This window comes from Candidatus Planktophila sp. (assembly GCF_044232745.1).
Lineage (GTDB): Bacteria > Actinomycetota > Actinomycetes > Nanopelagicales > Nanopelagicaceae > Planktophila.
In genome coordinates, this window is the sequence record NZ_JBIILI010000001.1 from 207,431 (window position 1) to 221,853 (window position 14,423).

Below are 14,423 nucleotides of genomic sequence, written 5' to 3' on the forward strand. Positions count from 1 at the left end.
GCACATGTCTCAGATATCGATCACAGTTGATGGTGCAAAGCTTCAGGTAGAAGCCGATCAACGTCCTACTCATATCTTTGCTGACAATAAAGAGGTTGTTGTTTGTAAGGTCAACGGAATTCTGAAGGATTTATGGACTGATCTAGTTGATGGTGATGCAGTCGAATCAGTTCTAATTTCCTCTCCTGCAGGTCTTGAGGTTTTGCGACATTCAACTGCTCACGTCATGGCCCAAGCCGTGCAAGAGGTTTATGCAAACACCCGCCTTGGCATTGGTCCACCTATCAAAGATGGTTTCTACTACGATTTTGATCCAGAAAATACCTTTAATCCTGATGACTTAACAAAAATTGAAAGTGCAATGCGCAAAATCATAAAAGAAGGTCAACGCTTCAAACGACGTGTGATTACTGAAGCCGATGCGCTGAAAGAGTTGGCACACGAACCATATAAGTGCGAATTAATTGGAATCAAGGGTCCTGCGGGCGAAGAAGCGTCCGTCGAAGTCGGTGGCTCCGAATTAACAATTTATGACAACCTAGGTCGCGATGGAAATCCGGTCTGGAGCGATCTGTGCAGAGGTCCACATTTACCTTCCACAAAGAGTATTCCTGCTTTCAAATTGATGCGCACAGCAGCGGCATATTGGCGTGGTTCTGAAAAGAATCCAATGTTGCAACGCATTTACGGAACCGCCTGGCCCTCACAGGATGAACTCAATGCGTATTTAGAACTTCTTGCAGAAGCTGAAAAGCGCGATCATCGACGCTTGGGCACAGAGCTGGATTTGTTTTCTTTCCCTGAAGAAATCGGCTCAGGACTTGCCGTCTTTCATCCAAAGGGCGGAATTGTTAGACGCGCAATGGAGGATTACTCACGCATTCGTCACGAAGAAGAAGGGTATGAGTTTGTTTACTCGCCTCATTTAACAAAGGCAGCATTGTTTGAAACCTCGGGCCATTTGCAGTGGTACGCCGATGGAATGTACCCGCCAATGATTCTGGACGAGGAATACAACCCCGATGGAACCATAAAACGTGCTGGCCAGCAGTACTACATGAAGCCAATGAATTGCCCTTTCCATAATCTCATTTACAGATCACGCGGACGTTCTTATCGCGAACTGCCATTGCGCTTGTTTGAGTTTGGAACTGTTTATCGTTATGAAAAGTCTGGTGTGTTGCATGGAATCACTCGTGCGCGAGGCTTTACTCAGGATGATGCGCATATTTATTGCACCAAGGAGCAAATGGTTGGTGAGCTTGATTCGCTATTGACCTTCGTTCTTAATTTACTTCGTGATTATGGTTTGAATGATTTTTACTTAGAACTTTCCACAAAAAATCCAGAAAAGTTTGTAGGAGAAGATTCAGATTGGGCTGAAGCAACAGAGGCTCTTCGTAAAGCAGCTACGGCTCAGAATCTTGAACTTGTGTTAGATGAGGGTGGCGCTGCTTTCTACGGACCCAAGATTTCTGTTCAAGCCAAGGATGCAATTGGTCGCACTTGGCAGATGTCCACAATTCAAGTTGATTTTCAGCTTCCTCAACGCTTCGAGTTGGAATATTCAGCAACAGATGGAACTCGTCAGCGTCCCGTGATGATTCACCGAGCATTGTTTGGATCTATTGAACGTTTCTTTGGCGTTCTTACCGAGCATTACAGCGGCGCATTTCCACCATGGCTCGCACCTGTCCAGGCAATTGGTATTCCAGTTGCAGATGCTTTCGGTGATTATTTGGGCGATGTTATTCAGCAAATGCGCAAAGCCGGCATCAGAGCTGAACTTGATTCATCGGATGATCGAATGCAAAAGAAAGTGCGTAACGCACAAATGCAAAAGATTCCATTCATGGTTATTGCTGGCGAAGAGGATCAATTAGCCGGCGCTGTCTCCTTCCGCTACAGAAATGGCGAGCAGAAAAATGGAATCCCAATTAAGGATGCAATCGCTGAAATCAAAAAAGTAGTTCAGGAACGTACTCAGGTCTAATCTGTGAGTATTTCTATAGATGGGGTTGGTATGCCCGATGGTTGGCAACGACTTTGGGCTCCACATCGATTGGAGTACTTGCAGGGAGAAAACCGTCCGCTAGAGAGTAATAACGTTGAATGCCCCTTCTGCAGAATCCCTACTTTGCACGATGAAAAAGGCCTCATAGTTCATCGTGGGCTGTCCGCATATGTTGTAATGAATCTTTATCCTTACAACCCTGGACATCTTTTGATTTGCGCGTATCGACATGTCCCGGATCTGACGGATCTAACAGATCAAGAACGTAATGAGATCGGCGAATTAACTGCACATGCGATGAAAACTATCCGCACCGTTTCAAATCCTGCTGGCTTTAACTTAGGAATGAATCAGGGCGCAATTTCTGGCGCGGGAGTCGCAGAGCACATACATCAGCACGTTGTTCCTCGTTGGAGCGGAGATGCAAACTTCATGCCAATTATCGGTAAGACAAAGGTGCTTCCACAGTTGTTGACACTGACACGTGCAGAAATTGCTGCAGCTTGGTAACTACACAACCAATTTTTTAATAAACCCTTCAACAATGTCCACACCAATTCCACGTTCGATCCACAATGGAATTGCCGGAAATAGCAATCCCGCTTCAAAAGCTTTATCACCTGAATCTGCTATCAACTCTAGATACTCGTCTCGAAACTCTTGAACCAAGGTTTGATGCTCTTCATCACTATTCTTTATGGTTCGTGGACTTGTTGAGTAGTCGGTGATTTGTAAATCCGACAAACTAATGAGTGCGGCAGGTAGTCCCGCCTCATCATGCAAGACCAGATAGGGCGCGATCATTTGATCAAAGACTCTTGTTGCAATCATCACCGCATCATCAAAGTCTGCTTCAAGTTTTTCTAAATGCGTCACAACCACCAGGCGCGGAACTTGAAACTCATCCAATGATTGCCATAAATCTATGGTTGCTTGATCGATACCGGCAGACGGGTCGATAGCAAAGATCGCTAGGTCTGATTCTGGTACTGGGGTTTGAGAGAGCTGAGCGTTAAACACCGAGGCGACTAGGGCGGGATCTGCGCTTAGATGTCCGTAGACATGAATTCTTAGGTCGTTTATTTGAGATTGCACGGGCTCAGCCTACGATGGTCCTTGATGTTAAGCGCACGTTTGAAGCCAACGGTCACACGGTTAATTACCCCCGTGGCTTCTATGGCCCTGCGCCTAGGAATCACACCTAACGCTGTGACATGGATAGGTGCTGTGGGAGTTGTAGCTGCCGCAATGTATTTCTATCCCAAGGGTGAATTTTTTATTGGAACCTTAATTATTTGCGTCATGGCACTGAGTGATTTATTTGATGGAACCATGGCACGTATTTCGAAGAAAGGTTCTAGTAAGTGGGGAGGATTTCTCGACTCAACCATCGATCGAATCACTGACTCAGCGATATTGGTGGGAGTGTCGATATACCTCATCAATAAGGATGACGTTCTTGCAGTGGTAGTTATGGTTACTTTGGTAACTGGGATATTGGTTCCATACATTCGAGCTAAGGCAGAGTGTTTCGGTATTGAATGTTCAGGCGGAATAGCAGAGCGAACTGAGCGATTGATAATTTCTCTGGCCTCAATTGGATTTAGCGGCTTAGGAGTCCCTTACGTGTTAGCAATAGGCATGTGGTTATTGGCGGTACTGGGTACCTATACAGTTATTCAAAGAATGTTGATTGTTAAGCGAGCTAAATAAGTGAAGGACAATCTTTCGGCGTATGCCTATTTTGCCGGTTGGAGAATTGTTAGATGGTTGCCTGAGCGCAGCGCTTACCGCTTGGCATATGCGTTGGGTGATTTTCTAAGTAAACGTCGAGGCAAGAATGTTTCTCGGCTGCGTTCTAATTTGCAACGCACTCAACCAAACATAACGGAACTAGATTTAGATCTACTGGTGATCGATGCGATGCGTTCGTATATGCGGTATTGGTGTGACACTTTCAGATTTCCCGATTGGTCACCTGAGCGTGTTCGCGAAACTGTAACTGTTAGAAATGAACATCTCTTACTCGATGCAATTGCAGCTAAAACTGGAGTAATAGTGTCTCTACCTCATGCCGGCAATTGGGATCATGCCGGCGCGTATTTTTGTGCAAAGGGAATAAATCTTGTGACCGTTGCAGAGCATCTGAAACCAGAAAAACTGTTTTTGAAGTTTTTGAGTTATCGACAAGCCATGGGCATGGAGGTTTTACCTTTAGATGGCAGAGTTTTGGGAACGTTGGCACAGCGACTACGCCAAGGTGCCTTGGTTGCTCTAGTAGCCGATCGTGATTTATCGAGATCGGGTATCGACGTAACTTTTTTTGGTGGTCCATCACGTATGCCGGCTGGTCCAGCTCTTTTGGCACTAAAGACACATGCACCTTTGATTACAGCTTTTGTTTCTTACACAGAATCTGGAATTAACATTGATTTCAATGAGGTCGCAATACCCACTATCGGGACTGACGAAGAAAAAGTTATAGAAATTGTTCAAAAGATGGCAGATCAGTTTTCGGATGGCATTTCTAAACACCCACAGGATTGGCACATGTTGCAACGTATATGGACTGACGGCGACTTTGTGGAGCGCGTCTGATGTTGAATCGCTCGTTAAAAATTGGAATCGTATGTCCATATAGTTGGGATACACCTGGGGGAGTTCAAAACCATATTCGGGATTTGGCGGAGTTCTTGATCGCTGCAGGACATCAAGTTTCTGTACTCGCACCAGCTATTGATGAGGATAATTTACCTGACTACGTCGTCAATGCAGGTAAGCCGATTTCAATTCCGTACAACGGAGCAGTTGCTCGAGTTTTATTTGGGCCAGTTGCTTTTTCGAGAGTACGTCAATGGATTTCCCAAGGTGATTTTGATTTGCTTCACTTACACGAACCAGCGATTCCCTCCATTTCATTACTAGCCTGTTGGGCTGCAGATGGGCCAATGGTTGGAACATTTCACGCTGCAGCAAAGCGGCAGAAGATTATTTTTGCTATTGGGCCCATATTAGAACCCGCAATTGAGAAATTGTCTGCTCGCATTGCTGTTTCCGAAGCCGCACGGCTAACACTTACGGATCACCTTGATACTGATGCAATTGTGATTCCTAACGGAATTTACGCCTCTAGATATCATCAGGGAACCCCTGAAGAAAAATGGCAAGGAAATACCATTGGATTTATTGGACGATTTGAAGAACCCCGAAAGGGATTAAGTGTGTTGTTGGAAGCGCTTCCTGTGATTGCACGATTTGCCCCTGATGTAAGAATTCTTGTTGCAGGACCTGGCGATCCTACTGAGGTTGAGAAAAGCACTGATCCGCAATTGCGCCACCGCTTTGAATTTCTAGGGAAAATTTCGGAAGAGGATAAAGCTAATTTCATGTCTTCCGTATCTCTCTATGTTGCTCCAAATACAGGTGGAGAATCTTTCGGAATAATTCTTGCCGAAGCCTTAGCTGGGGGAGCGTGCGTAGTAGCAAGTGATATCCCAGCTTTCGATGACTTACTCGGCCATGGCCAATTTGGAGCACTTTTCAAATCAGAGGATTCCACAGATTTAGCAAAGGTGATTATTGAGCTTCTGCGTGATGAGTCGAAAAGATCACAACTTGCAACTGCCGGTCGAAGTCGGGGTCAAAGCTTTGACTGGGATTTAATTGCAAAACGAATTTACTCTGTATATGAAATGTCTATAGTCGGAAGCGAAAAAGTAAAGTTAGCTTCAGATACTCGATCATGGAATCGTTTTCTTTCTAAGGATGAAAAATGATGACTCGTTGGTTTCTAGCAACTTTTTTACTCTTGATATCTCTCTGGTATCTGACATTCCTTGCAACACGATTAGATCGTTTGCACCATCGAGTAGAAACAAGTTGGGCTAATTTAGATGTTTTACTTCAGAAGCGGGCGGCTGTTGCATTGGAAATCGCTCATAGCGATATTGCTGATCCCGCTTCTTCCTTGTTATTGACAGGGGCGGCCTATCAAGCACGGGATGCAGATATTGGAAGCAGATCAGCGGCAGAAAGCGGACTTTCAGGAGCCTTGGGATTATTGCTTGAAGATTCTGAACACTTATCGACGGCTGCTGATAACGCCTTACTGACCGAGTTGTCTGCACTAACCGACAAGATAAGAGTTGCAATCGCAATCCATACTGATGCGGTCTCACGTACGCAGATGGTTCGAAGCAAAATTATTGTAAAGCTCTTCCGTTTGGCAGGCACCGCCCCATTGCCGGTTACTTATGAGTTTGAGTCTGATGTTCTCTAGACGAGTCTTTGTTTTTTTGTCTCTAACAAGCTTGCTTCTCACCGGATGTTCAACGGTTACAAAGGTGCTCTCCGAGCCAGTTATGAGAAATGAATTGAGCGGTCGTGAGGGCACAAATGGCCCGGTACTGGTTGTAAAGATTGACGATTCTGCCCAAGCTCACCCGCAAATTGGTTTAGAGGATGCAGATATTGTTTACATAGAACAAGTTGAAGGCGGACTAACGCGTTTGGCGCTGATTTTCTCTTCAGTGATTCCACAACGAATAGGTCCGGTGCGAAGTGCCCGCATTTCAGATATAGATATTTTGTCGCAATTTGGTCGTGTCGCATTCGCTTACAGCGGTGCACAGAAGAAACTACTTCCGGTTATTGCTTCAGCTAATCTTCAAGATTTAGGCGCGCAGCGACAAAGTCCAGTTATTTACACAACAGATCCCGATCGCACACAACCATATGCGATGGTGTTGCGGGCAGATCTTTTGATGCAGCTAATTGCAGAAAAGAGTTATCAAATAGATGTGGCGAAAAATGTAGGGTTTAAATTTGGAGAACTCCAACAAGGTGGTGTTGCGACAATAAAAGCCGACATGCATTGGCCCGCGGCGACATATTCGGCAACGTGGTCATCTGATGAATCCCGATGGTTGCTTACACACAATAGCTCAGTGAATGTTGCAGAATCCGGTGTTGTGCTTGGTCCAACAACTTTAATTATTCAGATGGTTTCGATAACTGATTCTGAATATAAAGACAAAGTTGGCGGAGTAACTCCATTTTCGCAAACAGTGGGAACAGGTAAAGCTTACGTTCTGCGTGATGGTCAACGGTTTGTGACAACATGGAACAGGCCATTTGCCGACTCTGGAACTAACTTCACTTTTGAGGACGGCACGGTAATGAACTTCGATCCAGGGCAGATTTGGATAGCCCTGACAGATCGTGAGCCTGATTTCGTCTCGCCACCTGTGCCTGAGACAAAGTAGGATTACCACCTATCTTTCGATCGAAGCGGAGTGATTCAACATGACTGAAGCAACAGGTACGGCTCGCGTAAAGCGCGGAATGGCAGAAATGCTCAAGGGCGGCGTCATCATGGATGTCGTCAATGCCGAACAAGCAAAGATTGCTGAAGATGCCGGCGCAGTTGCGGTTATGGCACTCGAACGCGTACCTGCAGATATTCGTGCGCAAGGTGGCGTTGCTCGCATGTCTGACCCAGACATGATTGAAAAGATTCAGGCTGCAGTTTCAATTCCAGTTATGGCCAAGGCACGCATTGGTCACTTTATTGAAGCACGCGTTTTGGAATCATTAGGTGTCGATTACATCGATGAATCTGAAGTACTAACACCTGCAGATTACGAGAACCACATTGATAAGTGGGACTTCAAAGTTCCGTTCGTGTGCGGTGCTACAAATCTTGGCGAAGCGCTTCGTCGTATTAACGAAGGCGCTGCAATGATCCGTTCAAAGGGTGAAGCAGGAACAGGCGATGTTTCAAATGCTATGCAACACATGCGCAAGATTGGTGGAGAGATTCGCCGTTTGTCATCAATGCGCGAAGATGAGTTGTATGTCGCGGCAAAAGAAATGGCAGCGCCATATGCATTAGTAAAAGAGGTAGCAGAAACCGGCAAACTTCCTGTTGTGCTATTCACTGCAGGTGGCATCGCTACGCCAGCTGATGCAGCATTGATGAAGAGCATGGGCGCAGACGGTGTGTTCATTGGTTCTGGAATTTTCAAATCAGGAAACCCTGCACAGCGTGCAGCGGCTTGCGTTAAGGCAACAACATTTTGGGATGATCCAAAGGTGATCGCAGATGCTTCACGTGGTCTTGGCGAAGCGATGGTTGGCATTAACGTTGCAGACCTTCCAGCACCACATCGTCTTGCTGATCGCGGTTGGTAATTTCTTAAGCAATGAAGGTAGGAGTTTTAGCTCTGCAAGGAGATGTGCGCGAACACATTAGTTCGCTCATTGCTTGCGGAGTAACTCCAAGTGCCGTTAGGCGTCCTGCCGAGTTGGATCAAGTAGATGCTTTAGTTTTACCAGGCGGAGAATCAACAACTATTGCGCAGTTAGCCGAAGTATTCGGGATCTTTGCTCAGATCAAAGATCGCATCGCGCAAGGAATGCCTGTCTATGGTTCTTGCGCTGGAATGATTCTTTTGGCAGATGAAATTTTGGATGCGAAGCAAGGGCAAAAGAGTTTTGGTGGGCTAGACATTACTGTTCGCAGGAATGCTTTTGGGCGTCAGGTGGATTCGTTTGAGTCGGATATTCCATTTGCCGATGGCTCTTCAGATTTGATTCGTGCCGTTTTCATTCGCGCGCCTTGGGTCGAGCGAACAGGGGATGGGATTCAAATTCTTGCAACTGTCGATACGCATCCGGTTGCAGTACGTTCACACACATTATTCGCTACCTCGTTTCACCCTGAATTAACGGGGGATCATCGAATTCATCGTTACTTTATTGAGGAAGTAGCACGGCCCGCATTAGAGAAGGTAAAGTAAGGCCATCGTTAAACTTTAGATTGAGGTGTTCCAATGTCCGGCCATTCCAAGTGGGCGACGACCAAGCACAAGAAGGCAATCATTGATAGTCGCCGTGCAAAGGTGTTTGCAAAGCAGATTCGCGCAATTGAAGTTGCAGCACGTAACGGTGGCGCTGACATGGACGGAAACCCAACACTTTTTGATGCTGTTGCTAAGGCAAAGAAATCTTCAATGCCAGCAGACAACATTGATCGCGCGATTAAACGTGGAGCGGGTCTTGAAGCTGGAGCAAAAGACTGGATCACAATTATGTACGAAGGTTACGGTCCAAATGGCGTAGCCATCATGATCGAATGTTTATCTGATAATCGCAACCGTTCGGCATCAGAAGTAAAAGTTGCTGTTACGCGTAATGGTGGATCAATGGCAGATCTAGGATCAGTTTCTTACCTTTTCAATCGTAAAGGTGTTGTAATTGTTAAGAAGGATGGTGCACTTACTGAAGATTCAATCTTGGAAGCGGTGCTAGATGCGGGTGCTGAAGAGGTAAATGACTTAGGTGAAGCATTTGAAATTGTTAGCGAACCTGTCGATTTAGTTCCGGTGCGCACCGCGCTTCAAGATGCAGGTATTGATTATGAATCAGCAGATTCCTCGTTCTTGCCATCTATGTCGATTCCACTGGATGCCGATGGCGCAAAAAAGGTTTTCGAACTTATCGATGCCATCGAAGAGCTAGATGATGTGCAAAATGTGTACAGCAACTTTGATGTTTCCGATGAGGTTATGGCGAGCCTAGATTAAGTAATCGTTCGTTATCTCTAGGCTTGAACATCGATCCAACGAGGAAAGCACGAGGCTAAGCGATGAGAGTATTGGGCGTGGACCCAGGCCTAACTCGCTGCGGCATTGGTATCGTCGAAGGTGCGATTGGTTCTCCTATTTCATTGGTAGGAGTTGGTGTAATTCTCACTTCGTCAGAGGCACCGCTTGATCAGCGGTTGTTGGATTTAGATCAACAACTATCTGAATGGATTAATCTCTGGAAGCCAGATGTAATTGCAGTTGAGCGTGTTTTTTCACAACACAATGTCAGAACAGTTATGGGAACAGGTCAGGCAGCCGGGGTTGCATTACTGCTTGCAGCAAAGGCCGGGGTCCCAGTAATGATGCACACGCCTTCTGAAGTTAAAGCTTCTGTTACGGGTAGTGGGCGAGCAAACAAAGCCCAAGTCGCATTAATGGTTCAAAAAATTCTAAATCTCGAGACAATTCCAAAACCAGTTGATGCAACAGATGCATTGGCGTTAGCGATCTGTCACATTTGGCGTGGTGGAGGAAACACTAAACTTGCGGCAGCGTTGGCAGCAGAACAATCACGTTTGAAGAAATTGCACGCTCGATGATTTCTTTACTAACGGGGTCTGTGCGTTCAGTTTCCTCTGATCGTCTTATTGTTGAAGTTGGTGGCTTTGGTGTCTCTGTTTTAGTAAATCCGCAGACAGCCGCGCAGGTTACCTTAGGGTCTCAAGTGCAGTTGTTTACATCCTTAGTTGTTCGGGAAGATTCATTCACCTTGTTTGGTTTCATCAACGATGAATCACGTTCACTTTTTGAGCTGGTGCAAACGGTTTCGGGTATAGGTCCAAAGGTTGCACTTTCCATTTTGGGGGCGCTAACACCTGAAGATTTGGGACGTGCGATTTCGCAAGAAGACATTGGCGCTATAGAGAAAGTTCCAGGAATCGGCCGAAAAGGTGCGCAACGTTTAATTCTCGAACTCAAAGGCAAATTAAGTGATCTTTCATCTGTACATCAATACAAAGGACACCAACCTGCTTGGCGTGAACAATTAACTAGCGCACTTGTCTCACTTGGATTCTCGCCAAAGGAGTCAGATAACGCCATTTCACAAGTGGTTTCAACATTGCAGGCCGATGGAATAGATGCATCGAAATTGGAGTTGAGTGAGTTGTTGAAGTTAACCCTTGCAAGTGGAAAGAGTGCTCGTGGCTGACGATCGTTTAGTTACACCACAGGTAAAAGGTGAAGAATCTGCTGTCGAGCATGCGTTACGGCCAAAAACGTTGCAAGATTTTGTTGGACAGCAACGCGTACGTGAACAAATTGATGTTCTATTAACTGCAGCGCGCCATCGTAATTCTCCGGCTGATCATATTTTGTTGTCTGGTCCTCCAGGATTGGGCAAGACAACCCTGGCTTTGATTTTGGCAAGCGAAATGCAAGCACCGATTCGTATAACTAGTGGTCCTGCCATAACGCATGCAGGCGACCTAGCGGCGATTCTCTCTTCATTGGTAGAAGGTGAAATTTTATTCTTAGACGAAATACATCGCCTTCCGCGGCCAGCAGAAGAACTCCTTTATTTAGCTATGGAGGATTTTCGTGTCGATGTAATTGTTGGTAAGGGCCCCGGCGCTACGGCAATTCCATTACAGCTTCCACATTTCACATTGGTGGGTGCAACAACTCGTGCTGGTTTGTTGCCAAGTCCATTGCGTGACAGATTTGGATTTACAGCTCACCTCGATTTCTATAATGAAGCAGACATTGCCCATGTAATTACCCGTAGTGCTGAATTGCTCAAGATTGATATCGACACCGATGCAATAGTCGAAGTAGCCGGGCGTTCACGTGGAACTCCACGTATCGCCAACCGATTACTGCGCCGAGTTCGAGATTACGCACAAGTCCAAGGCAGTCCACGGATTTCACTCACCGATGCGAAATCCGCCTTAGAGATGTACGAGGTAGATGAACTTGGTTTAGATCGACTAGATCGCGGAGTTTTGGTTGCCCTCATCGAAAGATTTAATGGAGGACCTGTTGGGCTTTCCACCTTGGCAATAGCTGTTGGCGAAGAGGTGGAAACTGTGGAATCTGTGGCCGAGCCTTTCTTAGTGCGAAACGGGTTTATGGCCCGAACTCCACGCGGGCGGGTAGCCACGGCTCAGGGTTGGCGTCATATAGGACGAACACCACCTGCGGAGATTTCGACGCTTTTCGACTTACCAGCACCTGACGCCTAGACTCTCGCACTATGTCTACAACTACTAAACCAATTAAGACGAGCTCACGCCCTGTTCGCACTTTGGCAATTCTTGGCCTGATTCTCGTGGCCATGGCAAGTCTCGTGTTCATCCAAGGATCCACTTCAGTTCGCCTGGGGCTAGACCTTCGTGGAGGAACTTCGGTCACTTTGCAGCCACGAATTGCACCAGGTGATGAAGGCAAAGTAACAAGTGAAGCGATTGATCAGGCGGTATCGATTATTCGTCAACGTGTTAACTCTCTTGGTGTTGCTGAGTCTGAGGTATCTGCGCAAGGAAGCGGTACAAATCGTCAGATTGTTATTGCTGTTCCGGGGGATACCGGTCGCCGTGTTGTTGATTTAGTTGGTCAGACCGCGGAACTTCGTTTTCGCCAAGTGCTTGCATCAGCTTCAGGTGTTCCAACTACAGCCGATGCAGCAGCAACTCCAGTTGCTGGAGTGAGCGCAGAAATTAATGCAAAGTTTGCAACGCTGGATTGCACAAAGCCGGAAAATTTGCAGGGCACTGGCGTGGATGCACCAACTGACACATTAGTTACTTGTGATCGTACTGGTGGGACAAAGTATGTTTTAGCTCCGGCTGAAGTATTGGGACGTCAAATATCGAAAGCTTCTGCTGGTTTAGATACACAAGCAGGTAGTGCTTGGTTCGTAAGTCTGACATTTAATAATGAAGGAACTTCGGCATTTGCTGCTCTGACTTCGCGTGTCACCACACTACCGGAACCAACAAACCAGGTTGCGATTGTTCTAGATGGACTGGTTGTTTCTTCCCCTCGTATCACGGAGGCTATTCCCTCAGGGAGCGCGCAGATCACAGGAAGTTTCACACAGTTAGAAGCGCAAGATCTGGCGAACGTTCTTAAATACGGTGCTTTGCCGTTGGCATTTGATCGCGGTGAAGTTCAGCAGGTTTCACCGACACTTGGTGCCGATCAGCTAAACGCTGGATTACTAGCAGGTGCTTTAGGTTTGTTATTGGTAGTAATTTTTACCCTCTTGTATTACCGCGCATTGGGTTTTGTAACAGTAGGTTCACTTGCAATCGCAGGATTAATGCTTTATCTGCTCTTCCTACTGATGGGTGAGTGGATTGGATTCACATTAACTCTTGCTGGAATTGCTGGTGCAATTGTTGCGATTGGCGTAACCGCCGACTCGTTTATTGTTTATTTTGAGCGTGTTCGAGATGAGATGCGCGAAGGCAGAACCTTGCGCACGGCGGCTGAAACTGGCTGGGTTAGAGCACGACGAACAATCTTGGTTGCAGACTTTGTATCCTTGATTGCCGCAGTCTTGTTGTACGTCTTCTCAGTGGGCGGTGTTCGTGGATTTGCATTCACATTAGGTTTAACAACCATAATCGACTTAATAGTCATCTTCTGGTTCACAAAACCTGCGCTGGTTTTGGTTTCTCGAAGCAAGTTCTTTAACTCAGGTCATCCTCTCTCTGGTTTCTCACCAAAGAGCTTAGGTATGTCCGTTGCGAAGGAGGCATAACATGTCAAAGCTATCTGGTCTAGGTGGTCGTTTGTATCGTGGAGAAACCTCGGTTAACTTCATTGGTCGTCGCCGTCAGTGGTACATGGTCTCTTTACTATTCATTGTTGTTTCAATTGGTTCACTTGCAGTTCAGGGTCTTCAATTGGGTATTGAGTTCAAAGGTGGATCTTCTTTCACTGTGACGACTCAAAATCCATCTGTTGCAGAAGCTCGCGGGGCTGTAGAAGAGGCGGGCGTGACAGGCGAAGCAATCGTTCAATTAATTGGAGACAATAAAGTTCGTGTACAAACGGGCTCACTTGAGTCGGCTCAGAACGACGCCGTTCAGGATGCGTTAGCAGCAAAGTTCTCGGTCAGTGCAGCCACAATTGATACACAAATAATTGGCCCGTCATGGGGCAAGGAGATCACACGTAAGGCGCTGTACGGTCTATTCGGTTTCTTGCTTGTTGTAATGATTTATCTAGCTATGGCACTTGAGCCAAAAATGGCACTTGCAGCGATCATCGCGGTGATTCACGACGTGTTCATTACAGTTGGAATTTATGCACTAGTAGGTTTTGATGTAACGCCTGCAACCGTTATTGGTTTCCTAACGATTCTTGGGTACTCCTTGTATGACACGGTGGTCGTTTTCGACAAGGTTAGAGAAAATACAAAGTCGATTACATCGTCGTCAACTAAGACATATTCTCAAGCGGTTAACCTTGCTGTAAATCAGACAATAGTTCGTTCAACGAATACTTCGATTGTCGCTTTGTTGCCTGTGGCTTCGATTCTCTTTGTCGGAGCAGGATTACTGGGAGCTGGAACGCTTAAGGATCTCTCACTCGCGTTGTTTATTGGCTTGTTAGTTGGAACCTACTCTTCAATTTTCATCGCACCTCCAATCCTTGCGCAATTGCGCGAGAAGGAGCCGGCGATGCAGGCACTTGCAAAGCGCGCTAATGCACGAGCAGGAGGTGCCACTGCGGTTGCATCCTCTGTCACAGTTGAAGCTGTCAATGGACGAGGACCTCGTAATCAACCAAAGCGTAAGGGTCGTAAGTAG

16 protein-coding genes are annotated in these 14,423 nt (G+C 46.3%); 15 read left to right on the forward strand and 1 reads right to left on the reverse strand.

The genetic code is table 11. From position 1 onward, the window contains the following. Nucleotides 1-4 precede the first annotated feature (4 nt). Nucleotides 5-1,993 carry a threonine--tRNA ligase gene (thrS, locus tag AC9UGD_RS01090; protein ID WP_509568322.1) on the forward strand — a complete coding sequence of 663 codons (1,989 nt, stop codon included), beginning with the start codon at nt 5-7 and terminating at the stop codon, nt 1,991-1,993. 30 nt (nt 1,994-2,023) lie between these two features. After that, a complete protein-coding gene (locus tag AC9UGD_RS01095; protein ID WP_509568592.1) occupies nt 2,024-2,524 on the forward strand; it encodes an HIT family protein in 501 nt (166 codons plus the stop codon). Here the strand turns inward: AC9UGD_RS01095 and AC9UGD_RS01100 are convergent, their stop codons facing one another. Then, nucleotides 2,525-3,109 (reverse strand): P-loop NTPase family protein, encoded by a 585-nt coding sequence (locus AC9UGD_RS01100; protein ID WP_509568324.1) that lies wholly within the window; start codon nt 3,107-3,109, stop codon nt 2,525-2,527. It abuts the gene before it with no gap. 24 nt (nt 3,110-3,133) lie between these two features. Between AC9UGD_RS01100 and pgsA the strand changes: the two genes are divergently transcribed. The 13 genes from pgsA (at nt 3,134) to secF (ending at nt 14,423) form a co-directional block, all read left to right on the forward strand. Next, nucleotides 3,134-3,727 (forward strand): phosphatidylinositol phosphate synthase, encoded by a 594-nt coding sequence (gene pgsA / locus AC9UGD_RS01105; RefSeq protein WP_509568326.1) that lies wholly within the window; start codon nt 3,134-3,136, stop codon nt 3,725-3,727. Continuing rightward, nucleotides 3,728-4,612, forward strand: a complete 885-nt coding sequence (locus tag AC9UGD_RS01110; protein WP_509568328.1) for a phosphatidylinositol mannoside acyltransferase — start codon at nt 3,728-3,730, stop codon at nt 4,610-4,612. Continuing rightward, on the forward strand, nt 4,612-5,790 hold the full coding sequence (locus AC9UGD_RS01115; RefSeq protein ID WP_509568329.1) for a glycosyltransferase family 4 protein: 1,179 nt from the start codon (nt 4,612-4,614) through the stop codon (nt 5,788-5,790). Before AC9UGD_RS01110 ends, AC9UGD_RS01115 begins: the two co-directional genes overlap by 1 nt. After that, entirely contained in the window at nt 5,787-6,293 is a 507-nt protein-coding gene (locus AC9UGD_RS01120) for a hypothetical protein (RefSeq protein WP_509568331.1), read from the forward strand. Before AC9UGD_RS01115 ends, AC9UGD_RS01120 begins: the two co-directional genes overlap by 4 nt. Nucleotides 6,294-6,309: 16 nt before the next feature. After that, nucleotides 6,310-7,278: a DUF3048 domain-containing protein gene (locus AC9UGD_RS01125; RefSeq protein ID WP_509568333.1), complete on the forward strand. Its 969-nt coding sequence runs from the start codon at nt 6,310-6,312 to the stop codon at nt 7,276-7,278. A gap of 40 nt (nt 7,279-7,318) precedes the next feature. After that, nucleotides 7,319-8,206, forward strand: a complete 888-nt coding sequence (gene pdxS, locus AC9UGD_RS01130) for a pyridoxal 5'-phosphate synthase lyase subunit PdxS (protein ID WP_509568335.1) — start codon at nt 7,319-7,321, stop codon at nt 8,204-8,206. Between the two features lie 11 nt (nt 8,207-8,217). Then, nucleotides 8,218-8,814, forward strand: coding sequence for a pyridoxal 5'-phosphate synthase glutaminase subunit PdxT (gene pdxT, locus AC9UGD_RS01135; protein WP_509568337.1), 597 nt, complete (start codon nt 8,218-8,220; stop codon nt 8,812-8,814). 33 nt (nt 8,815-8,847) lie between these two features. Next, complete coding sequence (locus AC9UGD_RS01140; protein WP_509568339.1) at nt 8,848-9,600, forward strand: YebC/PmpR family DNA-binding transcriptional regulator; 753 nt, start codon at nt 8,848-8,850, stop codon at nt 9,598-9,600. Between the two features lie 62 nt (nt 9,601-9,662). Further along, a complete protein-coding gene (ruvC, locus tag AC9UGD_RS01145) occupies nt 9,663-10,202 on the forward strand; it encodes a crossover junction endodeoxyribonuclease RuvC (RefSeq protein WP_509568340.1) in 540 nt (179 codons plus the stop codon). Further along, nucleotides 10,199-10,813 carry a Holliday junction branch migration protein RuvA gene (gene ruvA / locus AC9UGD_RS01150; protein ID WP_509568342.1) on the forward strand — a complete coding sequence of 205 codons (615 nt, stop codon included), beginning with the start codon at nt 10,199-10,201 and terminating at the stop codon, nt 10,811-10,813. The genes ruvC and ruvA overlap by 4 nt, the downstream gene beginning before the upstream one ends. After that, nucleotides 10,806-11,846: a Holliday junction branch migration DNA helicase RuvB gene (ruvB, locus tag AC9UGD_RS01155; RefSeq protein ID WP_509568344.1), complete on the forward strand. Its 1,041-nt coding sequence runs from the start codon at nt 10,806-10,808 to the stop codon at nt 11,844-11,846. The genes ruvA and ruvB overlap by 8 nt, the downstream gene beginning before the upstream one ends. Before the next feature lie 11 nt (nt 11,847-11,857). Further along, nucleotides 11,858-13,369 (forward strand): protein translocase subunit SecD, encoded by a 1,512-nt coding sequence (gene secD, locus AC9UGD_RS01160; RefSeq protein WP_509568346.1) that lies wholly within the window; start codon nt 11,858-11,860, stop codon nt 13,367-13,369. 1 nt (nt 13,370) lies between these two features. Then, nucleotides 13,371-14,423 carry a protein translocase subunit SecF gene (secF, locus tag AC9UGD_RS01165; RefSeq protein WP_509568348.1) on the forward strand — a complete coding sequence of 351 codons (1,053 nt, stop codon included), beginning with the start codon at nt 13,371-13,373 and terminating at the stop codon, nt 14,421-14,423.